This is a genomic window from Ruegeria sp. CJ2 (assembly GCF_056536745.1).
Window position 1 is genome coordinate 153935 of the sequence record NZ_JBQFQF010000007.1, and the last position, 23261, is coordinate 177195.

Here is a 23261-nt window from a genome sequence, read left to right on the forward strand (position 1 = left end):
CCCAATTCATAGCTTTTTGCAGTGGCCGCACCGGGTGGATACGCGCGGCAGAAATACCGCATTGCCAAAAGGTTGGCACTGATGCCTTGCATTGGACAGCGACCTGAACGCATCTATACCTGCATCCATTCAGTGAAAGTGCCGTGACACATTTTGCATCTCTTCTACCGGCAATTTGGCCCTGGCTGATACTCGCGACGGCGCAGGTTGTCGCGGTCGCCGGCAAGAGGATGCTCGGTCTTGCTCTGCTCACCCTGTTTGGCGCGGCGTCTCTGTCGATCGGGTTGGTCACCCCTGTCGCAGTTAGCATAGCCCTTGCGGGCCTTGGCTGCGCGGCGGTCTTACCTCGGTTAACCGGGTATTCTGAAATTATCGGGCATATCGCCTTGATCTTGTGGGCCATCGCCTTGGGCGCGCATCTGGTGCCGGGTTTCCACAACCTGCTTGTTCTGGATCAGGTCCAATCGGGACCGGACAGTACAGCGTTCAGTATGTACCTGAACCTGGACAAGCCCCTTGTTCTGTTCGCGGTTCTTCTGGCCTGGCCCAGCATGAACACGCCCCTCGCCCGGTTGCGTCGTCTGCCCTTAGTCGTCGGCCTATTACTTTTGCCCCTTCTGTTCGCACTTGGCCTTGCGACAGGCGCAGTTCGGCCCGAGATCGGCCTGCCCGAATGGTGGCTCGTATTTGCGATCTCAAACCTGCTGCTCACCTGCCTGACGGAAGAGGCCTTCTTTCGCGGCTATCTGCAATCCATGATTTCATCAAAACTCGGGGCGGCCTTGGGAATCGCCGCCGCAAGCGTTCTGTTTGGTCTGGTGCACTTGCCGGGCGGCGTGGCTTTGGTCACGTTTGCCTCTATCCTCGGGGTGGCGTGCGGGCTTGGCTATTATGCAACCGGCCGGCTTTGGGTTCCCACGCTGATGCACTTTGCGTTCAATGCAGCGCATCTGGCCTTTTTCACCTATCCCGGCCCGGCCTAACTTACACGGGCAAAGCAGTGGTCTTGAACACCGTCCGCAGCGCAAAAGAGCTTTGCATCTGCGCCACCCCCGGCAGCCGCGACAGGTATTGGCGGTGAATGCGCGCAAAATCTTCGGTGTTTTCCGCCACAACCTTCAGAATATAGTCCGCTGTTCCCGCCATAAGATGACACTCAAGAACATCCGGAATCCGTGCAACGGCCTTTTCGAATGCATCCAGAACCTCTTCGGCCTGACCCTGCAACGTGATCTCGACAAAGACGGTCGTCGGCACCTTCATCTTGCGCGCATCCAGCAAGGCGACATAGTCCCTGATATACCCCTCAGACTCGAGCCGCTGCACGCGACGATGACAGGCCGAGGGCGACAGATTGGCCTGTTCGGACAGCTCGGCGTTGGACATCCTGCCGTTCCTTTGCAACGCGGCGAGAATCTTTCGATCTGTCGTATCAAGGCTCATAGGCGCAATCCTTTTGCAGATTGTGGCCATGTTATCGAAGAATCTTCGGAAGAAAAGCGCCGAGACAGGCAGAGTTTCACAGAAATTGCGTTTGGATCTGCCTATATTTTAGGCAGTTTATAAACGGAGAGGCCAAATGAAAATCGGTTGCCCCAAGGAAATTAAGCCGCAGGAGTTCCGCGTCGGCATGACACCCAACGCCGCGCAAGAAGCCGTTGCCAGAGGCCACGAGGTGCTCATCGAAACCGGAGCGGGGCACGGTTCGGGGTTTGAAAACGCAGACTATATCGCGGCCGGAGCAACGATCGTCGAAACAGCAGCCGAGGTTTTTGCCACGGCGGACATGATTGTCAAAGTGAAGGAACCGCAGGCCGTCGAGCGCAAGATGCTGCGCGAAGGTCAGTTGCTGTTTACCTACCTGCACCTTGCCCCCGATCCGGATCAGACGCATGACCTGCTTGCTTCGGGATGTACGGCCATTGCTTACGAAACTGTGACCGATGCCAACGGCGGCCTGCCTTTACTGGCACCGATGTCCGAGGTCGCAGGTCGCCTTGCGCCGCAAGTCGGTTCGTGGACCCTCCAGAAGGCCAATGGCGGGCGCGGTGTGCTGATGGGCGGCGTTCCCGGTGTTGGGCCAGCGAAAGTTGTGGTCATCGGTGGCGGCGTCGTGGGGACTCACGCCGCTCAGATCGCTGCGGGCATGGGCGCGGATGTCACCGTGCTGGACCGCTCTCTGCCGCGCTTGCGCTACCTCGACGATGTGTTCGGGAACAGGTTCAAGAACCAGTACTCGACGGCTGGTGCCACAGCTGAACTGATTCAGACCGCAGACATGGTTATCGGTGCTGTTCTGATCCCCGGGGCCGCTGCGCCTAAACTGGTAACGCGCGCGCAGCTCTCCACGATGAAACCCGGCGCGGTCCTGGTGGACGTCGCCATTGACCAGGGCGGATGTTTCGAGACCTCAAAAGCCACAACCCATGCCGACCCGATCTATGAGGTCGATGGCATCATGCACTACTGCGTGGCCAATATGCCCGGCGCGGTTGCACGGACTTCGACGATTGCTTTGGGGAACGCGACGATGCCCTTCCTGTTGGCGCTGGCCGACAAGGGCTGGAAACAGGCCTGTCAGGATGACCCGCACCTGCTGGCCGGGCTGAATGTGCACGCTGGTCAATTGACCTACTACGCGGTCGGCAAGGCGCTGGGAATCGACGTCGTCTCACCAAATGTGGTGATCAAGTCCTGAACCCTCCCGCCCCTGAAAGCGCCCTCTGCCGAGGGCGTTTACAGCGTTGGGCCAAGCGCTGCGCCCATGGCGCAGCGCGGTCGGGATTGTCGGACCGGCCTTTCAAAAAAGAGCAGCGCCGCGCCAAAGGCGCGGCGCCCGGCCCAACCGGAGGAGGGCATTTCAATGCCCGACCGACGGGCGGGAGCATTTACGCCTGTTTGTGAATCTCCACCGAATGCGGATATGGAATCGACACGCCCTTGGCGTCGAAGGCTTCCTTGATCGCCTTGGTCAACTCGAACTTTACGTCCCAGTAATCGGCGTTTGCGCACCACAACCGTGCGGTCAGATCAACCGAGCTGTCGCCCAGATTGGTCACGCGCACCCAAGGCTCGGGATCGCTCAGAATGCGGCTATCCGCCTGCGCGACACTCAGGATGATCTTCATCGCCTCATCCGCGCTATCGCCATAGTCGATCCCAAACACCAAATCGACACGCCGCGTATCATGCGCCGAATAGTTCGAGATGATCGACCCCCAGGACTGACCATTGGGGACAATGATCTGCACGTTGTCAGGCGTCACAAGCTCGGTCGTGAACAGGTTCAGGTCCTTCACGGTCCCGGACGTCCCGCCAATGTCGACATACTGACCCAGCTTGTAGGGGCGGAACACCACCAGCATCACCCCGGCGGCAAGATCGCTCAGCGTTCCCTGAAGCGCCAAACCGATGGCGAGCGACGCGGCACCCAGAATGGCGACGACACTTGTCGCCTCGATCCCGAAAATGCCCAGAACGGCGACCAGAACCATGGCCAGTATCGCCCATTTCACAAGGCTGGCGACAAAATTCCCAAGCGTCTGATCTATGTTCGGCGTTGCATTGATCCGGCGGCGAACCACGCCGCTGATCGCTCCGGCCACGATCCACCCAAGGATCAGAACAATCAGTGCTTTCACAGCGTTCACGATTAGGGGGGCAAACGCACCCACCTGAGTCACGACCTCATCCACGCGCTTCTCCTTTCCGATTTACTCCCGACCCGCAACCGCTGCGCGGGATTGCGGAAGTTTGAGCGATAACGGGGCTTTGGTCTAGGTGTGAGATCCAGACCTTTTCCCCGTTGTTCCAGAATACACAGCCGCTGACCGGACATGCACACCCTCACCACTGGAAGGATCGCCCAACCGTGCTTACCTGTTCCAGACCGTCTGAAAGGAACCAACCATGCTGGATACCACTTCGCACCCGATTACAGCCCGCTGGCCTGCCAGCAGCCCCGAAAAGATCCAACTCTATTCCTATCCTACGCCCAACGGTGTCAAAGCCTCGATCATGCTGGAAGAGACAGGCCTGCCCTATGAGCCGCATCTGGTCACGCTGGCCGACAAGGATGTCAAAAGCCCCGAGTTCCTTTCGCTGAACCCCAACAACAAGATCCCCGCCATCATCGACCCAAATGGCCCGGATGGGGAACCGCTGGCGCTTTTTGAAAGCGGTGCGATCCTGCTGTATCTGGCCGAAAAAAGCGGCAAGCTGCTGGGATCAACGCCTGCCGACAAACATCGTGTCACCCAGTGGCTGATGTTTCAGATGGGCGGTCTGGGACCGATGTTCGGACAGTTGGGCTATTTCCACAAATTCGCCGGGAAAGAGATCGAAGACCCGCGCCCCCGCGAACGGTACATCGCCGAAGCGAAGCGGTTGCTGAATGTCCTGAACACTCAGCTCAACGGTCAGGACTGGATCGCCGGAGAGTACTCGATCGCCGATATTGCCATCGTTCCATGGCTGCGCGGTCTGGACTATTACGGCGTCAAGGAAATCGTGGGGTGGGACGATTTCGCGAACCTTCAACCCTATGTCGACCGGTTCCTTGCACGACCCGCCGTACAGCGCGGCCTGCGTATTCCGGCGACAGAGTAAACCGGGTGGGGTGAGGCCCCGCCTCACCCCGCACCCTTAGCCGGGAAGTTTACCCGTCAAAACGTAACGCAGCACGTCGACGACTTGTGCGGGTTGCTCGGCAACGGCCAGCGCTGCGGCGTCCACCTCTTTCAGGGCGTGCTGGTGATCGGGTCCGTGCAATACGATCAGGGACTTGCCCAGAGCCGCCGCATAGCCTGCGTCGAATGCCGCGTTCCACTGCTTGTACTTCTCGCCAAACCGCACGACGACAACGTCAGCATCGGCGATCCCTTTGCGGGTGCGAATGGCGTTAACCATCGCGCCCTTATGGTCGTGCCAGTATTTGTTCGGCTCGGCGCCCAGAATGGCCACTCCGCAATCGTCGCTGGCGTCGTGATCTGTCACGGGGCTGTTGAACGTAATATTCAACCCTTGTGCGCCTTCGATGATCTGTTCACGCCAGTCAGTGTGAATCTCTCCGGACAGGTAAACGCTCAGGCTCATGGAACTCTCCTTGCTGGTTGGCGCGCCCAAAGGCGCGCCTCGAAACTCGATTGCAGACAGGCTTAACCGCGCAGCGTCCCGCCGGTCGCCTTGGTGACCTTGGCGATAATCTTCTGGGCAGCCGCCTCGATATCTTCTTCCTTGAGCGTCTTATCCGTCGGCTGAAGGCGAACAGTGATGGCGAGGGATTTCTTGCCCTCACCGACGCTGCCGCCGATGAATTCGTCAAAGACGCGGACATCTTCAATCAACGCCTTATCCGCACCTGCCGCTGCATTGACCAAGGTCAGCGCCTCGACACTTTCGTCCACGACAAAGGCAAAATCCCGCTCGACCGCTTGCAGGTCACGCAGTTCCAATGCGGCTCGGGTCGCGCCGGATTTGCGGGGCAGAGGCACCTCGTCCGGCCAGATGGTAAAGGCCATCGCCGGGCCCTTGATGTCCATCGACTGCAGGATGCGCGGGTGCAGTTCACCAAATACGCCCAGCACCTTCTTCGGACCCAGGCAGATTTTACCGTGACGCCCCGGATGCCACCACGCATCACCGTCGCGCAGAACCTGAACTTTGGCGGGGGCACCAATGGCTGCGAGCACAGCCTCGACATCTGCTTTGACGTCGAACAGGTCGACGGGGCGCGACGCACCGTGCACATCCTTGGGACCATCACGACCGACCAGCAGGCCGGAAATCTGCGTTTTCTGATCGCCCGGCTCGCCATCATGGAAGACAGGGCCGACCTCAAACAGGGCCACATCTGCATATCCGCGCGCCTGATTGCGCGCCGCAGCCTGCAACAGACCGGGCAGAAGGTCGGGGCGCATATGGCTCATTTCCGAGGAGATCGGGTTTTCCAACTGCGTCGCCTCATCACCGCCACCAAACAGCGCAGCCGACGCCTGATCAATGAACGTGTAGGACACGCACTCATTATACCCCAAGGCCGCGCAGGTACGGCGCGCCATGGATTGACGGCGCTGCGTTGGCGTCATCACCGGTTTCGGGATACCGTCCGTGATACGCGGCAGCGGCTTGCCTTTCAGCTTGGTCAGGGACGCGATCCGCGCGACCTCTTCCACCAGATCGGCCTCACCCATGATATCCGGGCGCCAACTGGGGACATGGGCCATCTCGCCTTCCAGACGGAATCCCAGACGGGTCAGGGTCTGGCGCTGTTCGCTTTCGGGAATATCCATCCCGACCAGCGACTGCACACGCGCCGCATCCAGCTTGTAAGCTCGGGCGTGGTTCGGTGCTTTGCCCGCTTCGACAACGGACGAGACCTCACCCCCGCAGATATCCAGAATCATCTGCGTTGCCTGCTCCAACCCTTCGCGGGTGTAGTCCGGGTCAACGCCACGCTCGAACCGATACCGCGCGTCGGAATTGATCTTGAGCGCACGACCGGTCAGTGCGATCTGCACATGATCCCAGAACGCACTTTCGAGGAAGACATTCACCGTCTCCCCGGTGCAACCGGTCTCCTCGCCACCCATGATACCGGCGATGGATTCGGGGCCGTTGTCGTCCGAAATCACCATCATGCCGGGTTGCAGGGCGTATTCCTTTTCGTCCAGCGCCACCAGCGTTTCACCACCTTTGGCACGATGAACATGCAGGTTGCCTTGCACCTTATCGGCGTCAAACACATGCAGTGGGCGGTTCTGGTCAAAGGTCATATAGTTGGTGATATCCACCAGAGCCGAAATGGGCCGCAGTCCAATCGCCTTCAACTGATCCTGCAACCACTGCGGGCTTGGGCCGTTCTTGACCCCGCGGATCACCCGCCCGGTGAAGTGCGGCGCGCCGTCCAGCGTGTCTTCGTCAATCGTCACCTTGATCGGGCTTTCAAAGTCGCCGGGAACAGGCGCGTAGTCACGCCGCTTCAGCGTCCCCACACCCCGCGCGGCCAGATCGCGCGCAATCCCCGCCACGCCCAGCGCATCGGGGCGGTTCGGCGTGATCGCGATCTCGATCATCGGATCGACCTTCGAAGGCTCATTCTCGGCCAGCCAGTCCACGAAACGGTCGCCAACCTCGCCCGAGGGCAGCTCGATAATGCCGTCATGCTCGTCCGACAGCTCCAGCTCGCGCTCGGATGCCATCATGCCATAGCTTTCGACGCCGCGGATCTTGCCGACGCTGATGGTGATATCCAGACCGGGGATATACATGCCCGGCTTGCAGACCACGACCGTGATCCCTTCGCGCGCGTTGGGGGCACCGCAGATGATCTGCAAATCACCCTCATCCGTCTCAACCGTGCAAACACGCAGCTTGTCGGCGTCGGGGTGTTTCTCGGCATGCTTCACATGGCCCAGCGTAAAGCCCGCCAGCCGGTCCGCCGGGTTCACGATCTCTTCGACCTCTAGCCCGAGGTCAGTCAGCGCCTCAGCGATCTCATCCACCGACGCATCGGTATCGAGGTGGTCTTTCAGCCAGGAAAGAGTGAATTTCATCGGTCGTCATCCGCCAGTCATCTTGGGTCAGACCGCATGTAGCGGATATTGCACACAGGGGAAAGAGGCCGTTCGCCTAGTCGTCGGCAACCGTGTTCGAAACACTGTCCGACCCGGCAAACACCGCCAGAATACGCGCAATACCGTCGCCCGTGTTCACCCCTGAATGGGTCGAGCGGAAGGCTTCGACAAAGGCATCCCCGGTTTTGTAGACCCGCGTGCCCGCTGCGCCGTAATCCACGGTAATCTCGCCCTCAAGCACATAGGCCGCCAGCGGTGCGTCATGGCGGTGCGCGCCCGTATCCTGACCCGGTTGCATGGTCACGATGGCCATAGTGATCTCGGCCTGTCCTGCCGGGTATTCCAGCGCCTCACCGATGACAGATGTGTCGGTCTGCAACAACAGCTCGACCGGCGGATAGGTGTCCTTGGCAAAGGCAGGGGTGGCAGCAAGCAGCGCGGCCAGCAGCAGGGGTTTCACAGATAGCCTCCTGTAATGGTGAGCGGCGTCAGAGGAACGCGCGCCGCCAGTGATGTCAACGGTCAGGGATAGGCGGGGGTTTTGCCCATCAACTCGTCCAGCTGCCAGCCAATCCAGCCATGCGGGATGAAGTGACCGCCGGGATGGGTGTCCAGCACCACCTGCCCTTGCGCGCAATCGGTCCATTCCGTGCGGCTGAGCGTCAGGAACGGCTTCACGCTCCAATCCCCGCGCGGGATCGCGCCGTTGCAATTGTATTTCTCGCGCCACAGCGCCACCGGATAGGTCGTGTCCCCATCGGGGCCAAGCGGGAAATCCATGACCGTATCATCCAAGCCATGCACGTGCCGCACCTCACGCGGGGCTTCGGGGCAGGTTTCCGTCTGACGGATCGAGCCGGCAACAGCCAGCAGCGCCGCCATGTCATTGCCCGACTGACACACAAAGCGCCACGCCATCGCGCCGCCATAGGAATAGCCCGAGACATAGATGCGGTCCGAGTCGACCGGATAGCGATTGGCAACATCCTCTAGCACCCGATCGGCAAAGGGCACATCCCCGGTATCCGCCGACCAGAAATTCCAGCTTTTGCCCAACCCGTTCGGGGCCACCAGCAACACGCCACGCAGTTTCGTGGCCCCTGCGATCCGTTCATGGTTCACCACCACAGTGCCCTGCCGCGACCATCCGTGAAAATGCAGCAGCACCGGCAAAGGGCTTTCCCCGTCCCACCCATCCGGTTCCAACACATGATACGAGCGGTCCCCGACCTCACAGGCCGTATCGCCGTGGCAATCGGATTTCCACGGCCCCATGGCGAGTGCCGGGGTTGCGGTCATCAAGAGGAAAAGCAGTCGATAGATCATAGGCCAGAGCCTAATCACCTGACGCAGCGTGTCACATAAAATATTGGTGTAGGCCGGGCTTCAGCCCGGCACCCGACGCATGGCGGGCTCAAGCCCGCCCTACGACTAACGGAACGCCAAGCCGCGCTATCGCCAGACCGCGGGGTGGCGATCCAAGGGAGGTGTTGGGCACTTTATGCCAGCCAAATCCGAATATCGTTCGAGCGTTGCACTGGCGGAAACAAATCGCCAGCCCGTGCGAGCGGTCTGGCGATAGCGCGGCGGCCTATCGGTCTTGATTTCGCGCTTTTTGTCTCACTCATTCGTATCGCGCAAAACTTGATACCTAATTTGCTAGACCAAAAAACTGCATAACAATAACGGTCAGAACTGCTGCTACTATAGGGAAAACCACCGAAGTTATGGCCTTGTCCGTCCATCTACACAAGACTCTACGCGCCCTAAAGTACCAAGTGTTTTTTCTATGAAACTCAAGCTGCTCGTGACCGAGTGGCAGCAATTCTAAGCTCATGGCAGTTTCGCCAATCGGCGATACTTTGATAAATCCACGGCGCTCGATCTGCTGAATATGGTAGCAGAAACTCTCCCACATTGCCGCAACTTCTTCTTTGTCGCGGCTTTCAAATCCAAATTGCGTTAGAAACTCAGGGAAGTCTGTACCAAAACCTTCACCGTCATCGTCTCTTTCGATCACCTCAAGAATCAATTTCTCTTGGGAAATCTGATATTTCACCGAGACAAACCACCATGCAGGTTCGGCATATCCAGCGCGGCGAACCCGTAGTGCCGCAGCCACCGCAGGTCGCTGTCAAAGAACGCCCGCAAATCCGGGATACCGTATTTCAGCATCGCCAAACGGTCGATGCCGATCCCGAACGCGAAGCCCTGATAGACTTCGGGGTCGATGCCACCGGCGGCGATCACCTTGGGGTGGACCATGCCGGAACCCAGAATCTCCATCCAGTCGTCGCCCTCGCCGATCTTTAGCTGGCCATTGTCCCAGGAACAGCGGATATCGACCTCGGCCGACGGCTCGGTGAAAGGGAAGTGTGAGGCGCGGAAGCGCAGTTCGACATCGTCGACCTCGAAGAACGCCTTCACGAACTCTTCCAGAACCCATTTCAGGTTCGCCATCGAAATATCCTTGTCGATGGCCAGACCTTCGACCTGATGGAACATCGGCGTGTGGGTCTGATCATAATCGGCGCGATACACGCCACCCGGACAGATCACGCGGATCGGCGCGCCTTGCAGTTCCATCGAGCGGATCTGCACCGGAGACGTATGCGTCCGCAGCACATGCGGCGGGCGATTGTCACCCTCGGCGCGGTGCATATAGAACGTATCCATCTCGGCCCGTGCAGGGTGGTGGCCGGGGATGTTCAGAGCGTCGAAATTGTACCAGTCGTCTTCAATGCGCGGCCCTTCAGCCACCGAAAAGCCCAACTCGGCAAAGATCGCGGTCAGTTCCTCGGTCGCCTGACTGACCGGGTGGATCGACCCCTGACGGCGCGCGCGGGTCGGCAGGGTGACGTCCAGCCACTCGGTCCGCAGACGCTCATCCAGCGCGGCATCAGCCAAAGCCGCCTTTTTCGCGGACAGGGCCGAGTTGATCTCATCTTTAAGAGCGTTCAGCGCGGGGCCTGCGACCTGGCGTTCCTCGGGCGTCATTTTGCCCAGCTCGCGCATCTTCAGCGCGACCTCGCCTTTTTTGCCCACGGCCGCGACGCGGATCGCCTCAAGCGCGTTCTCGTCGCCTGCCTCGGCGATCTGTCCCAGATATTTTGCCTTAAGATCGTCCATGACGCTTCCTGAACCTGGCCCCTGACTGATGTTCAGGACCTGCTATCACAGCGGCGCGCGAAAGCAAGAGGGGGCCGTTGCGCTTTCAAATTGACCGAAGCGCGATTGCCTCGGCCTTGCGCTTTACCGGGCGCGAGGTCGGACCATAGCTGTCAGGACGGTCGCGCAATTCGGGAAACAGGGCGAACAACTCCTCCGCCGTGTCAGCGCCAAGCCCTTTCAGCCCCTCACCCCCCGGAAAAAAACTCTCGGAGATCAGGCCAGAGGTTGTGACAAGCTGATGGCGATCAAACATAACATGCACATAGCGCACGATATCGCAGGGCGCGGATACGATCATCGTGCCATTGGTCAGCGCATCGGCGGCGATCAGAACGTCGTCTTCGCCAAACAGCAATTGCGCCTGCCAGCCAGAGATCAGCAACCGATGTTGCGGCGATACAAGGATGTCGCGCTGCGCCCCCAGGGTACCGGCCCGAATTCGAACGGGGGCAAACCGCCCGACGCCCCGGACCGTGCGCCCTCCGACCCACCGCACCGGGCATGCGCCGTCATCCATCGTCAAAACCAAATCCCCCGGCCGCAGCGTTTCAACCCGCCGTGGGCCATCAGGCGTATCCATCAGCGTTCCCGCCGCGAAACAGGCCGCACCGCTGTCGCCCGGCGAAAGCGGCGCATTGACCTGCGTATCAGGGTCAGGCTGATTAAACTGTATAGAGGTCGTCGTCTGGCCCGGGTTTGTCAAAACCGGCAGGTTTTCCGAGGTCGCCCCGGCAGCGGCCCCGTCCAAAGCCAGAATATTCTGCGTCCCGCCGCCGATATCATAGAAGTCGATCACTTCGTTCGTTGCGGTGTTGGTGAGCGCGTAAGCCTCAAAATTGTTTGGGCCACCACCGTTGGGATCGGTCAGCAGGATCGGGAAATCGTCCGCCGAGATCACAAAGACCTGCTCGCCATTGTCGGGATCGGTAAAGACCTGAACTGACGGGTCATCGAGCGGAATTTCTATGCCGACCGTGCCGTTGGCCTGATAGAAGGATACCGTGAAATCCGACGGATCTTCGGACGGGCTGAGCGAGACTTCCAGAAACTCGGACACGCCTGTTTGCGCGGCATACGCGTTTGAATAGTGCAGTTCACTGATACGAGCCATAGGTCCACCGACACCCAAAAGTTTGTCGGGACTATATCCGCAAAACCGAAAACCGAACCTTAAGACGCATGAAATTGCGGCAAGGGATCACCCATTTGCAACAATCCAGCCGTCGGTGCGCCAGAAATCAATAGCTATATTCGGGATAAATCCGGGTCAGATCGCCGTTCCAATCGCCGTTATAGTGATCGAGCAACTCATCGGCGGGAACCTTGCCCGTTTCGATGCTGTCCTTCAGAGCGTTCAGGAAATGCGTCTCATCGGGGACCAGCCCGCCAGCGCCGGGCATGGCGCGGGATTTCAGGCCAGCTTCGGCAATCGAAACAACTTCGCGCGCAAGGTCGTGCATGTTGATATTGCCAACCTGTGCCTGCAATCCGTCTTTGGCTGCTTCAACACGCAGCGCCTCGCGGGTGTCGGCATCCCAGCCTTTGACCAGATCCCACGCCGCATCCAGCGCGCCCTGATCATAGGTCAGACCCACCCAGAAGGCAGGCAATGCGCATAGCCGACGCCACGGGCCTCCGTCCGCGCCGCGCATCTCCATGTATTTCTTGATGCGGGCTTCGGGGAAGGCGGTGGTCAGGTGGTCGGCCCAATCGCTGAGCGTCGGCGTTTCACCGGGCAGCGCAGGCAGTTTGCCTTGCAGGAAGTCGCGGAAGGACATGCCCAAAGCGTTGATATATTGACCGTCGCGATAGACGAAATACATCGGCACATCAAGCGCATATTGCACATAGCGTTCAAATCCAAAGCCCTCTTCGAACACGAAAGGCAGCATTCCTGTGCGCGCATCGTCCAGATGCCGCCAGATATGGCTGCGCCAGCTTTTCTGGCCGTTGGGCTTGCCCTCGAAGAACGGCGAATTGGCAAACAGCGCCGTGGCGACGGGCTGCAAAGCCAGCGCCACGCGCAGTTTCTGCACCATATCGGCCTCGGACCCAAAGTCGATATTGACCTGAACCGTGCAAGTGCGCCGCATCATGGCGCGGCCCATGGTGCCAACCTCTTCCATATAGTCGTTCATCAGCCGGTATCGGCCCTTGGGCATCAGCGGCATTTCGTCATGGGTCCAGATCGGAGCCGCCCCTAGACCGATGAAGCCCACACCGATCTCATCGGCGATGTCCTTCACCTCGCGCAGGTGAGTGTTCACCTCATCACAGGTTTCGTGGATCGTCTCAAGCGGGGCCCCTGACAATTCCAGCGCACCGCCAGGTTCAAGGCTGACATTCGCGCCGTCTTTTTCCAAACCGATCAGGTTGCCACTTTCGCGCACCTCGCCCCAGCCGTGGCGATCGCGCAGACCTTCCAACACAGCCACGATCGAGCGTTTGCCCTCGAACGGCAACGGCTTCAGCGTGTCCTTGCAATAGCCGAACTTCTCATGCTCGGTCCCGATGCGCCAATCGGCTTTGGGCTTGCAGCCCGATTCCAGATATTCGGCAAGTTGCTCGTGGCGTTCGATCGGCCCGCCGCCGGACTGGGGGATGGACATGAACCGCTCTCCGATCCTGATGTGTCTGTCTTTGGGTCAGTCGTGGGGGGAAATGCCGCCAGTGTCAATGCAGCCGCAGATGTGGCGGGCGCGTCGGGTTCCGCTCCCATATGACCACAGGATGCACGCCGCGGCCGTTCAGTTCCGCCAGCATTGCTTCGGTTTTGAGCCCCGGCAAGGCCGAGAAAACGTCGAACAACGCCTCAGCCCCTTCCGCATTCACAGGAATGTGAAGCGTTGGCTGGCCCGGCTGGTCCAGAACCCAATGCGCGGGGTTCGAGGTTGGATCCAACGCCAGCCGTTCGATCTCACGTGCCGCAACGATGCCCCCATCCAACGGGCCGAAATAGGTAATCTGGCCTTCGTCGATTGTGACAACACCCGGTCCGCCCGCCCCGGTTCTGAACCGGGCCCGCTGAATTCCGATCACCGTCAACGCCGCGGCAGCGATCACCAACACCCATCCCAGCCAGCCCAGCAGACCTCCGGGGCCACTGATCCAACTGAGGCCAACCAACAGCACCACACCGGCTGCCAGTACCTCGCGCCAGCGCCACAGGGTCAGTTTGGCTTCGGGTCGGATGAAACTCATGCCGGGTCCTTTGGGTTCTTGAACAGGATCAGGGAATACTGACCTGCGGGTTTAAATCCGATTGCGATATAAGCACGCGCAGCGGAATCGGAAGCCGCAAACAGAACCGCGCGGGATGCGCCCGCCGCCCGAGCCTCAAGCAAGTGCAGCGCGACAGCCAGTTTCGCATAGCTGCGTCCACGCAAGGCAGGCGGGGTGTACACACCGCCAATTTGCACCACTTCGGGCAGTCGTGCGTTGAACCCTGTCATCCCCACAGGCTGACCAGAAACCAGCAAAGCCCGGTGAGAATCGCGTTCAACATAGGTGGCTATATCTTTCTTTGACTGGCTTCGCGCGCGGTCGGCGTCGAAATCCATCGCTTCGGTCAGGTAGCTCTGGCGCCAGCCCTCGGCAATCTCACGGTCCACATCATCCAGCGGCACCAGCGTGGCATCGGATGTATCAGGCACGACAATCTGGTTCAGATCCAGCGTGAAGCCCGGCTCGTCACTGTTCAGGGTCGCAGGCCGATCATCCCACCCCGCCAGATGCATGAACCGGCGAGCCTGCGACGCCTCGGCCGCCAGACCGAACAACGCGCGGCCCCGGATCAACTGGATCGCTTCCGTAAGCTCGGCATCGCTGCAATCAGGGCATTGCGGCAGCACCATACCCTCGTTTGTGATGGCAAGAATGGCGCGCGGACCATCGCCCAATGTCCAGACATTCACCGCGCGCGGATCACGCCCCCGCAAACCGAAGTCACGCAAATTGGCCAGAGGAAACATCGACGTCTGAATGTGTTCGGACAGAAACCGGTCGATCTTTGGCAGGTCCCCTTCCCGCGCTTGCTGCCACGTCACGTCCAATCCCCCAACGCCTGCTGCCATATGGTCAGCGCCGCAACCGCTGCGGTATCCGCCCGCAGGATGCGCGGACCCAGACTGACCACATGCGCAAATGGCAACCCGGACAGGCGCGCGCGTTCCCGATCCGAAAACCCGCCTTCGGGCCCGATGAGGATGGCCCAGGGCTGATCCTTTTCGTGTGCAGCCAAACGCAGGGCCGACCCCACCTCGGCCTCATCACAGAACATCAACTGGCGACCGTCAGGCCATGTATCCAGCACCCGGTCCAGCCGTTGCAGATCGGCGACTTCGGGCACGTAGGTCCCACCGCACTGTTCCGCCGCCTCGATCGCATGGGCCTGCAGGCGGTCCTGTCGGATGCGTTCGGAATTGGTGAATTCGGTCTGGACGGGCAGGATACGCGCCGCTCCCATCTCGGCCGCTTTTTCAACGATGAAATCTGTGCGCGCCTTTTTAATCGGAGCGAATAGCAGCCACAGATCGGGCGGCAACTGCAGGGGCTTGGTCTGCTCAAGACAGCTCAGCACCCCGCCGCGTTTTCCGGCTTGCGCGACCTCGGCCAGCCACTCTCCATCGCGGCCATTGAACAGGGCCACGTGGCCGCCCACGGCCAGACGCATGACGCCAAACAGGTAATGCGCCTGCTCGCGCGTCAAATCAACGGATTGCCCCGGACCCAAAGGGTGCTCTACATACAGTCTGATCTTTGCACTCATGAGACGTTACATATGCAAGGCAACGCCCCAACACCAGACGGTCAGGTCGCCGATGCGGTATCCGGCAACTGGGTCGATACACACGCGCCCGCTTTCACTCGGCCATACCTGCGCCTGAGCCGAGCAGACCGGCCCATCGGCACTTGGCTTTTGCTGATTCCCTGCTGGTGGGGTCTGGCGCTGGCGATCCTGAGCGACGGCAATCCGCGCTGGGAGGACCTGTGGATCGCTGTCGGCTGTGCCATAGGCGCGTTCCTGATGCGCGGCGCGGGCTGCACATGGAACGACATTACCGACCGAGAATTCGATGCTCAGGTCGAACGCACCCGGTCCCGGCCGATCCCGTCGGGTCAGGTCAGCGTGCGGCAGGCAACGCTCTGGATGGTGCTGCAATGCCTTCTGGCGTTGGTGATTCTGCTGACCTTCAACCGGGCCGCCATTGCAATGGGCGTGCTCTCTCTGCTGCCTGTAACGATCTACCCTTTCGCAAAACGCTTCACATGGTGGCCACAGGTGTTTCTGGGCCTGGCGTTCAACTGGGGCATCCTTCTGACATGGGCCGCGCATACTGGAACGGTCAGCATCCCCGCAATCATCCTGTATCTGGCGGGTATCGCGTGGACCTTGTTCTATGACACGATCTATGCCCATCAGGACGCCGAAGATGACGAGCTGATCGGTATCAAATCCACCGCCCGATTGTTCGGGGAAGATACGGCAAAATGGCTGAAATACTTCCTTGTGGCGACCGTTGGGTTGATGGGCCTTGCGATCATCGACGCGGCAACGGCACAGGCGTCAACGCTGGCCCTGTTCGTGGCTCTTGCAGGCCCCTGGGCGATGGGCTGGCACATGGCATGGCAGTTGCGCGGGTTGGACACGGATGACAACGCCAAACTGCTTCAACTGTTCCGGGCCAATCGGGACACCGGCCTTATTCCGCTGATCTTCCTTGGCGTCGCGCTGCTGGTCTGATTGCACCTCGGCGCGGGCCTCTGTAAGAGTTCTGCTCAATCACCCGAGGAGTCGATTATCCGCACATGCGCCTGCCCTATTTCATCGCCGTTGCCCTGATTTTCCTCGTGTCAGCCGGAATATCCCTGCTGGCGGCCAGTTACGCGGTGACAAAGGTCGAAGAGGCCTCTGAGTTCGCAGTACGGCGTGCGCTGGACCTAAAGGGCCATGACTGGGCCGAGGTTGAATCCGATGGTCTGCGGGTCATCCTGACCGGAACCGCACAGGATGAGGCCACTCGGTTCAACGCACTGACGGCGGCTGGAACCGAAGTTGATACATCCCGCGTCATTGACGAGATGCAGGTTGAAGCGACACGTCAACTGGCGCCACCGCGCTTTTCGGCAGAAATCTTGCGCAACGACAGCGGCATTTCGGTTATTGGCCTCATTCCGGCCAGCCAGGACCGGGGCGCGCTGGTTGATCGGCTGCGCGATCTGGACGGCAGCAAAGTTTCGGACCTGATGGAAACGGCAGATTATCCAAAGCCGAAAGGCTGGGAAGACGCGTTAAACTATGCGGTTGAGGCGCTGGCCCGATTGCCGCGCGCCAAAATCTCGGCCAGCCCCGGCCTGGTTAAAATAACGGCCATCGCAGACAGCCAGCAGGAAAAAGAGCAACTGGAACAGGATCTGACCCGGGCAGCGCCGCCCAGCTTGCGCATCGGGCTGTCGATTTCGGCCCCAAGGCCGGTGATTACGCCCTTCACCCTGCGCTACTTGATTGACGAAACCGGCGGGGCCTTTGATGCGTGTTCGGCGCAGGACGAAGAGGCGCGCGACACCATAATCGAAGCGGCGCAAGGCGCAGGTCTGACAGGCCCCTATTCCTGCACGATCGGATTGGGTGTGCCGTCTCCGCGCTGGCCCGAGGCTGCCTCCCTGGGCATTCGCGCACTGGCGGAAATTGGACACGGGTCAATCACCATTTCGGATGCCGATGTGACATTGGTGGCCGCAGAAGGCACCAATGCCGCGCTTTTCGACCGGGTCGTGGGAGAGCTTGAGACCGCTCTGCCCGGCGTTTTCGCGTTGCATGCTGTCTTGCCGGAACCAACAGAGGACGCACCCGCAGGACCGACAGAGTTTTCCGCAACACGCAGCCCCGAGGGTCTGGTCCAGATACGCGGCCGTTTGGGGGATGAAGCGGTGCGCGATATGGTCGACAGCTTTGCTCGGGCGGCTTTTGGGTCCGAGCAGGTGTATACCGCCACCCGAATTGCCCCCGATCTACCGTCAGATTGGCCCGTGCGCGTTCTGGCCGGGCTCGAGGCCCTGTCCCACCTTCACAACGGCGCGCTGACAGTGACGCCGGATGATGTCGTCCTAAGCGGCATCAGCCACGATCCCGAGTCCAAGGCCCGCATCGCCGGTCTGTTGTCTGAAAAACTGGGGGACGCGCAGGATTATACCCTGTCCATCACCTATCAAGCCCCTCCCGAGCCTGAAGACACGCTGCCAGACCCCGAAATGTGTGAAGAGCGGATCGCTGAAATTCAGGCCACGACCAAAATTGCATTCGAGCCGGGCTCGGCCACGGTTGCTTCGGATTCGCGCGATACGGTGAACCAAATTGCGGATATTTTGCGAGAGTGCGGCCCGATCCGGATGGAGATTCAGGGCCACACCGACAGTCAGGGCCGTGAAGAGATGAACCAGCAACTCAGCCAGGCGCGGGCGCAGTCCATCCTGAACGAATTGCGCGGCCGCCGGATTCCAACCGGTAGCTACTCAGCCGTCGGCTATGGTGAAACCCAGCCCATCGCAGATAACGGCACCGAAGAAGGCCGTGAGGAAAACCGCCGGATCGAATTCCGACTGATCCGGCCCGAACCTGTCGCCAATTCCGAAACCGGGCTTGAGGCGATGGAAGCCACGACTGGCAACTCGGAAGACGCCCAGCCAGAGGCCGAAGATACCGGCGCAGAGGAACAGTAAGTTGAACAGAATCGAATTCATCATCGCCACCGCCGTCATCCTGTTCGCGGCTTTCTGCATGGGCTGGTTCGCCAACTGGCTTGCCCACCGCCTGTCCCGCGTGCGCCAAAGCGATGTGGCCGATCTGGACCGCATGAGCCAGGAATTGCACGAAGCCGAAGAAACCCGCGATCAGGCGATCACCTACCTGCAGCAGCGTGAGGCGGAACTGACCAACCAACTGACACAGGCCGAGGCGGAACTGTCCGCAGCCATGGATGGCCTGCGCGCAGCACGTCAGGAGGCCGAGGAATTGCGGGGCCGCATCAACAACGCGGACTGAGCTACCACCGGGTCAGCGCGTCTTCGTCTTCGTCCTTGGCGGACACCCAATCGGCCCCGTCCGAAGTGATTTCTTTTTTCCAGAACGGCGCGCGGGATTTGAGATAGTCCATCAGGAACTCCGCCGCCTCGAACGCATCCTTGCGGTGCGGCGCGGCCGTCGCCACCATCATGATCCGGTCGCCCGGCGCCAGCCGCCCGTGGCGGTGGATCACCAGGACATCCCCCAGGGACCAGCGGTTTTGCGCCTCTTCCGCGATCTTGGTCAGGGCCCGTTCCGTCATGCCGGGATAGTGTTCGATCTCCATGACATCCAGATCGCCCGAGGCCAGATCACGCACAACGCCGGTAAAGGTCACGATCGCCCCGTTTGCAGCATCACTGGCGGCAAAGGCATTGGCTACGGCCCCCAGATCAAACGCCTCTTCCTGAACCACGATACGCATGGGTCAGCCGCCGGTCATGGGCGGAAAGAACGCCACTTCACGAACCCCGGCAAGCGGCGCGTCAAAATCCGAAAGCTCCTGATCAAGCGCCACGCGCAGGGCTGACAGATCGGCAAAAGCAGCGGCATAGCGGTCTTCGCGCGCGGTCAGCTCCGCGACCAGTTCCGACACGGTTGCAGCCTGCGTTTCGACCTTTTCCTTCGGCAGGCCGATACGTTCGCGCACCCAGGCGAAATACAACACGTCCATCGCTTAGCTCTCCTTCAGATGGGGCATGGCTTTACGTAGGTAGTCATAGCCTGTGATCAATGTCAGGGTCGCTGCGATCCACAGCAGCCACAATCCGATCCGGCCCGACCAGAACATCCCTTCGAGGTGCCAGCGGATATTGTTTATATCGTCAACCTGCCCCGTCAGAACCTGATCAATGGTCGTCGGATCCATTCCGAACGTGGACATCACAAAGTTGTGCTCGAAAATGCCCTGCGAAAACAGGACGGCGATCGCAACCATCTGCGCGGTGGTCTTCCACTTGGCCAGCTTGGTCACTTTCAGCGTCCCGGCCACGTCGCCCAGATATTCGCGCAGGCCCGAGACAAAAACTTCGCGGAACAGTATCACCGTTGCAGGCAACACCAACCACGGTGTCCAGTGCTCGGTCGAGTATCCAACAAGGATCATCAGCGCGATTACCACCATTGCCTTGTCAGCAATCGGGTCCAGCATCGCGCCCATCTTGGTTTCCTGTTTCCACGCCCGCGCCAGATAGCCGTCGAACCAATCAGTGATCGCGGCAGACAGGAACAGGATCAGGGCGAACCAATCCGCATAAGGTCGGGTGAAATACAGAAACATTACGGCCAGACCGGGGGCCGCAAGCAGGCGAAGAACGGTCAGAATATTGGGCAGGTTCCACTTCATGACCCGACCCTACATCGCCGGTTCGGGACATAAAAGGCAGGCCGTTAAAAAACTCACCCAGCACAGTCAGTTGCGCCACTGGTGGTCAAAGGGTCGCAAGCCCCAGATCCCAGCAAGATACCACTTGGCGCGCAAGGTCTTTGCGGTCAGATTGGCGGACGGTTCCGACTGGGTGATTTTGCAAGACATGACGATTCAAATTCAAACCGACCCGCGGTCAAACCTGATTGGCAGTGCGTGGATGATTGCGGCCATGGGCCTTTTCGCGCTGGAGGATGCGCTGCTCAAAGGGGCGTCTGCCACGATTCCGATCTGGCAGGTGCTGGTTCTGTTCGGCACAGGCGGGACGCTTGTTTTTGCTCTTGTGGCGGGTCTTCGGGGTGAACGGTTGTTTCACCCCGATGTGCTGTCGCGCCCGATGAAAGTGCGGGTCTTCTTTGAAATCTTCGGACGGCTGTTCTATGTGCTGGCAATCACTCTGACGCCTTTGTCGGCGGCCACCGTGATACTGCAGGCCACACCGCTTGTCGTGGTTGCAGGCGCCGCCTTGTTTTTTGGCGAAACTGTCGGCTGGCGCCGTTGGAGCGCCATCTTGATCGGTCTGATCGGCGTGATGGTCATTCTTCAACCGACCGGAGACAGCTTCTCGGCCCTGTCCATCCTCGCCGTGCTGGGCATGCTGGGATTTGCCGGGCGCGATCTGGCCAGCCGCGCGGCCCCGGCCACGCTTGGGACCGCCGTTTTGGGCTTTTACGGCTTCCTTTGCATCATCGTAGCCGGAATTGCCTATCGGTTCTGGGAGGTCGCACCGGCGGAACCCCTGTCGGCAAACACAGCTATGCTTATGGCAGGCGCCGTCTTGATGGGCACAGCCGCCTACGCGTCTTTGATGAAAGCGATGCGCACGGGCGAAGTCTCATCCGTCACGCCGTTCAGGTATTCCCGTTTGCTGTTCGGGATCGGTCTGGGCGTGCTGGTCTTCAATGAGCGTCTGGACCAGACCATGTGGATCGGCAGCGCGCTTATCGTGGCCTCGGGGTTGTATATCCTTTGGCGCGGGCGACAAACCTAACCCTTGTCGTGAAAGAAGTCGTAAACCTTCTGCGCCAGCCCTGCCGAGATCCCCTCAACTGCTTTCAGATCCGCCAGATTAGCCCGGCTGACGGCCTTGGCACTGCCAAAATGGGCCAGTAGCGCACGTTTGCGGGCCGCCCCCACGCCGGGAATTTCATCCAGCGGTGTTGCCCCCACAGCCTTGGCCCGTTTCGCGCGATGGGTGCCGATGGCGAACCTGTGCGCCTCATCCCGCAGGCGCTGGATGAAATACAGCACCGGATCATTGCGTTTCAGCGCAAAGGCACGCTGGCCGATGCGGTGAAATTCCTCTTTCCCGTGGTCGCGGTCGACACCTTTGGCGACGCCGACCATCGGGATATCTTCGACGCCATGCTGGGCCATGATCTCATGCACCGCACTCACCTGCCCTGCGCCACCGTCGATCAGCAGCAGGTCGGGCCACATGCCCTTGTCGCGATCCGGGTCTTCTTTCAGCAGGCGGGTAAAGCGGCGGGTCAGGACCTCTTTCATCATGCCAAAGTCGTCCCCGGGGGTCAGATCCTCGCCCCGGATGTTGAACTTGCGATAGGCGTTTTTCATGAACCCCTCGGGGCCTGCCACGATCATGCCACCCACCGCGTTGGTGCCCTGAATATGCGAGTTATCGTAAACCTCGATCCGCTCGGGCGGGGTGTCCAGATCGAACGCCTCAGCCACGCCACGCAACAGCTTGGCCTGTGTTGCGCTTTCCGACATGCGCCGCGCCAGCGACTCGCGGGCGTTTCGCAGGGCCCCGGCGACCAGTTCCTGTTTCTCACCGCGTTGGGGCACAAGGATTTCAACCTTGCGCCCGGCTTTTTCCGACAGCGCGTCCTGCATCAGATCGGCATTCTCGATCCCATCGGACAGGATCAACTGACGGGGCGGTTCCTTGTTGTCGTAGAACTGACCAAGGAAAGCCTCCATCACCTCGGCCGCTGACACATCCGCCCCGACCCGAGGGTAGAAATCCTTGTTTCCCCAGTTCTGGTTAGCGCGGATAAAGAACACCTGCACACAGGCTTGCCCACTATCCATATAAAGGCCGATCACATCCGCTTCGGTTACGCCGCGTGGATTGATGCCTTGGGACGTCTGCACCTGCGTCAGCGCCCGGATGCGGTCGCGCAAGCTGGCGGCGCGTTCGAACTCCATCGTCTCGGACGCGGCCATCATCTGTTGAGCCAGCTCTTCCTGCACCTTGGTCGAGCGGCCCGACAGGAACCGTTCCGCATCCTTGACGCTTTCGCCGTAATCGCTTTCCGAGATCAGCCCGACGCACGGCCCAGAACAGCGTTTGATCTGATAGAGCAGGCAAGGCCGCGTCCGACTGTCGAACATGGAATCCGAGCAGTTGCGCAGCAGGAACGCCTTTTGCAACTGGTTCAGCGTCCGGTTCACCGCGCCCGCGCTGGCGAAAGGCCCGAAATAGGCACCCTTTTCCTTCTTGGCCCCGCGATGTTTCTTGATCTGCGGAAACCCGTGGTCCTTGGCGACCAGAATATTCGGAAAGCTCTTATCGTCGCGCAGCAGCACGTTGTACTTGGGCTTGAGCTGCTTGATCAGGTTCTGCTCCAGCAGCAGCGCCTCGGTCTCGGTCCGGGTGGTCAGAAACATCATCGAGGCGGTCGCGGCGATCATCTTCTCGATCCGCCCGGAATGACCGGGCCGCGTATAATTCGACACCCGCGCCTTGAGGTTCCGCGCCTTGCCCACGTACAGAACCCGGCTGTCCGCATCCAACATCCTGTAAACGCCCGGAGAACTGTCCAGCGTTTTCACATAGCGCTGTATACATTTGTATCCGGTGACTTGGCCGTCGGGGTTCGATTCGTTCTGGGTGGTCATGAGTCCGAAATATGATTCCCTGACCATGGCTGCAATCTTAAGCCCCTCAATTCAAGAGAAAACAAATCCACGGTTTCTGTGGATAACTATGCAGATAAGTTTCTGAGGATCTCGATTTTCCCTTGATTCATTAAGGATTCCTTGATTTGCACAAAAAATAGGCGAT

Annotated in this window: 24 protein-coding genes; 7 read left to right on the forward strand and 17 right to left on the reverse strand. The window is 60.0% G+C overall.

Going from position 1 to position 23261, the window contains the following annotated elements:
* Positions 1-230: 230 nt before the first annotated feature.
* The gene (locus ACR0MS_RS12275; protein ID WP_480572807.1) at positions 231-983 is read left to right on the forward strand and encodes a CPBP family intramembrane glutamic endopeptidase; all 753 of its coding nucleotides are present in this window, start codon (positions 231-233) and stop codon (positions 981-983) included.
* 1 nt (position 984) lies between these two features.
* Here the strand turns inward: ACR0MS_RS12275 and ACR0MS_RS12280 are convergent, their stop codons facing one another.
* Entirely contained in the window at positions 985-1443 is a 459-nt protein-coding gene (locus ACR0MS_RS12280; RefSeq protein WP_180884984.1) for an Lrp/AsnC family transcriptional regulator, read from the reverse strand.
* 136 nt (positions 1444-1579) lie between these two features.
* Here ACR0MS_RS12280 and ald point away from each other — a divergent pair, with 136 nt between their 5' ends.
* A complete protein-coding gene (ald, locus tag ACR0MS_RS12285; RefSeq protein WP_480572805.1) occupies positions 1580-2698 on the forward strand; it encodes an alanine dehydrogenase in 1119 nt (372 codons plus the stop codon).
* A 190-nt stretch (positions 2699-2888) separates the two neighbouring features.
* Here the strand turns inward: ald and ACR0MS_RS12290 are convergent, their stop codons facing one another.
* Positions 2889-3695 (reverse strand): mechanosensitive ion channel family protein, encoded by an 807-nt coding sequence (locus tag ACR0MS_RS12290; protein ID WP_480572803.1) that lies wholly within the window; start codon positions 3693-3695, stop codon positions 2889-2891.
* A 214-nt stretch (positions 3696-3909) separates the two neighbouring features.
* Between ACR0MS_RS12290 and ACR0MS_RS12295 the strand changes: the two genes are divergently transcribed.
* Entirely contained in the window at positions 3910-4608 is a 699-nt protein-coding gene (locus tag ACR0MS_RS12295) for a glutathione S-transferase N-terminal domain-containing protein (RefSeq protein ID WP_170415157.1), read from the forward strand.
* A 36-nt stretch (positions 4609-4644) separates the two neighbouring features.
* Here ACR0MS_RS12295 and ACR0MS_RS12300 read toward each other — a convergent pair whose 3' ends face one another.
* From ACR0MS_RS12300 to ACR0MS_RS12350, 11 genes are all read right to left on the reverse strand, one after another.
* Complete coding sequence (locus ACR0MS_RS12300; RefSeq protein WP_480572801.1) at positions 4645-5094, reverse strand: YtoQ family protein; 450 nt, start codon at positions 5092-5094, stop codon at positions 4645-4647.
* Between the two features lie 62 nt (positions 5095-5156).
* Positions 5157-7553 (reverse strand): phenylalanine--tRNA ligase subunit beta, encoded by a 2397-nt coding sequence (pheT, locus tag ACR0MS_RS12305; protein ID WP_480572799.1) that lies wholly within the window; start codon positions 7551-7553, stop codon positions 5157-5159.
* Between the two features lie 76 nt (positions 7554-7629).
* A complete protein-coding gene (locus ACR0MS_RS12310) occupies positions 7630-8034 on the reverse strand; it encodes a cupin domain-containing protein (RefSeq protein WP_480572797.1) in 405 nt (134 codons plus the stop codon).
* 62 nt (positions 8035-8096) lie between these two features.
* Positions 8097-8900 carry a CE1 family esterase gene (locus ACR0MS_RS12315; protein ID WP_480572795.1) on the reverse strand — a complete coding sequence of 268 codons (804 nt, stop codon included), beginning with the start codon at positions 8898-8900 and terminating at the stop codon, positions 8097-8099.
* A 325-nt stretch (positions 8901-9225) separates the two neighbouring features.
* Positions 9226-9633 (reverse strand): hypothetical protein, encoded by a 408-nt coding sequence (locus ACR0MS_RS12320; protein ID WP_480572793.1) that lies wholly within the window; start codon positions 9631-9633, stop codon positions 9226-9228.
* The gene (gene pheS / locus ACR0MS_RS12325; protein ID WP_171239937.1) at positions 9630-10703 is read right to left on the reverse strand and encodes a phenylalanine--tRNA ligase subunit alpha; all 1074 of its coding nucleotides are present in this window, start codon (positions 10701-10703) and stop codon (positions 9630-9632) included. The genes ACR0MS_RS12320 and pheS overlap by 4 nt, the downstream gene beginning before the upstream one ends.
* Positions 10704-10788: 85 nt before the next feature.
* Positions 10789-11856, reverse strand: a complete 1068-nt coding sequence (locus tag ACR0MS_RS12330; protein ID WP_480572790.1) for a Hint domain-containing protein — start codon at positions 11854-11856, stop codon at positions 10789-10791.
* Positions 11857-11983: 127 nt separating this feature from the next.
* Positions 11984-13354, reverse strand: a complete 1371-nt coding sequence (locus ACR0MS_RS12335) for a glutamate--cysteine ligase (protein ID WP_480572788.1) — start codon at positions 13352-13354, stop codon at positions 11984-11986.
* 64 nt (positions 13355-13418) lie between these two features.
* Positions 13419-13946, reverse strand: coding sequence for a hypothetical protein (locus tag ACR0MS_RS12340; RefSeq protein WP_480572786.1), 528 nt, complete (start codon positions 13944-13946; stop codon positions 13419-13421).
* Positions 13943-14818, reverse strand: a complete 876-nt coding sequence (locus tag ACR0MS_RS12345; RefSeq protein ID WP_480572784.1) for a GNAT family N-acetyltransferase — start codon at positions 14816-14818, stop codon at positions 13943-13945. Before ACR0MS_RS12345 ends, ACR0MS_RS12340 begins: the two co-directional genes overlap by 4 nt.
* Positions 14788-15513, reverse strand: coding sequence for a 16S rRNA (uracil(1498)-N(3))-methyltransferase (locus ACR0MS_RS12350; RefSeq protein ID WP_480572782.1), 726 nt, complete (start codon positions 15511-15513; stop codon positions 14788-14790). Before ACR0MS_RS12350 ends, ACR0MS_RS12345 begins: the two co-directional genes overlap by 31 nt.
* Before the next feature lie 12 nt (positions 15514-15525).
* On the opposite strand from ACR0MS_RS12350, the gene ubiA reads away from it, so the two are divergent.
* From ubiA to ACR0MS_RS12365, 3 genes are all read left to right on the forward strand, one after another.
* A complete protein-coding gene (gene ubiA / locus ACR0MS_RS12355) occupies positions 15526-16488 on the forward strand; it encodes a 4-hydroxybenzoate octaprenyltransferase (protein ID WP_480572780.1) in 963 nt (320 codons plus the stop codon).
* A 65-nt stretch (positions 16489-16553) separates the two neighbouring features.
* A complete protein-coding gene (locus tag ACR0MS_RS12360; protein ID WP_480572778.1) occupies positions 16554-18464 on the forward strand; it encodes an OmpA family protein in 1911 nt (636 codons plus the stop codon).
* A 1-nt stretch (position 18465) separates the two neighbouring features.
* Positions 18466-18786 (forward strand): hypothetical protein, encoded by a 321-nt coding sequence (locus tag ACR0MS_RS12365; protein WP_170387322.1) that lies wholly within the window; start codon positions 18466-18468, stop codon positions 18784-18786.
* A gap of 1 nt (position 18787) precedes the next feature.
* On the opposite strand, the gene ACR0MS_RS12370 is transcribed toward ACR0MS_RS12365, so the two are convergent.
* Genes ACR0MS_RS12370 through pgsA form a run of 3 tightly spaced genes read right to left on the reverse strand, consistent with a single transcriptional unit; the run spans position 18788 to position 20152 of the window.
* Entirely contained in the window at positions 18788-19231 is a 444-nt protein-coding gene (locus tag ACR0MS_RS12370) for a molybdenum cofactor biosynthesis protein MoaE (RefSeq protein WP_480572776.1), read from the reverse strand.
* 3 nt (positions 19232-19234) lie between these two features.
* Positions 19235-19480, reverse strand: coding sequence for a molybdopterin converting factor subunit 1 (gene moaD, locus ACR0MS_RS12375; RefSeq protein WP_480572774.1), 246 nt, complete (start codon positions 19478-19480; stop codon positions 19235-19237).
* A 3-nt stretch (positions 19481-19483) separates the two neighbouring features.
* Positions 19484-20152 (reverse strand): CDP-diacylglycerol--glycerol-3-phosphate 3-phosphatidyltransferase, encoded by a 669-nt coding sequence (gene pgsA, locus ACR0MS_RS12380; RefSeq protein WP_480572772.1) that lies wholly within the window; start codon positions 20150-20152, stop codon positions 19484-19486.
* A 187-nt stretch (positions 20153-20339) separates the two neighbouring features.
* Here pgsA and ACR0MS_RS12385 point away from each other — a divergent pair, with 187 nt between their 5' ends.
* The gene (locus ACR0MS_RS12385; protein ID WP_480573227.1) at positions 20340-21224 is read left to right on the forward strand and encodes a DMT family transporter; all 885 of its coding nucleotides are present in this window, start codon (positions 20340-20342) and stop codon (positions 21222-21224) included.
* Here ACR0MS_RS12385 and uvrC read toward each other — a convergent pair.
* Entirely contained in the window at positions 21221-23095 is a 1875-nt protein-coding gene (gene uvrC / locus ACR0MS_RS12390) for an excinuclease ABC subunit UvrC (RefSeq protein ID WP_480573224.1), read from the reverse strand. The genes ACR0MS_RS12385 and uvrC overlap by 4 nt on opposite strands.
* Between the last annotated feature and the right edge of the window lie 166 nt (positions 23096-23261).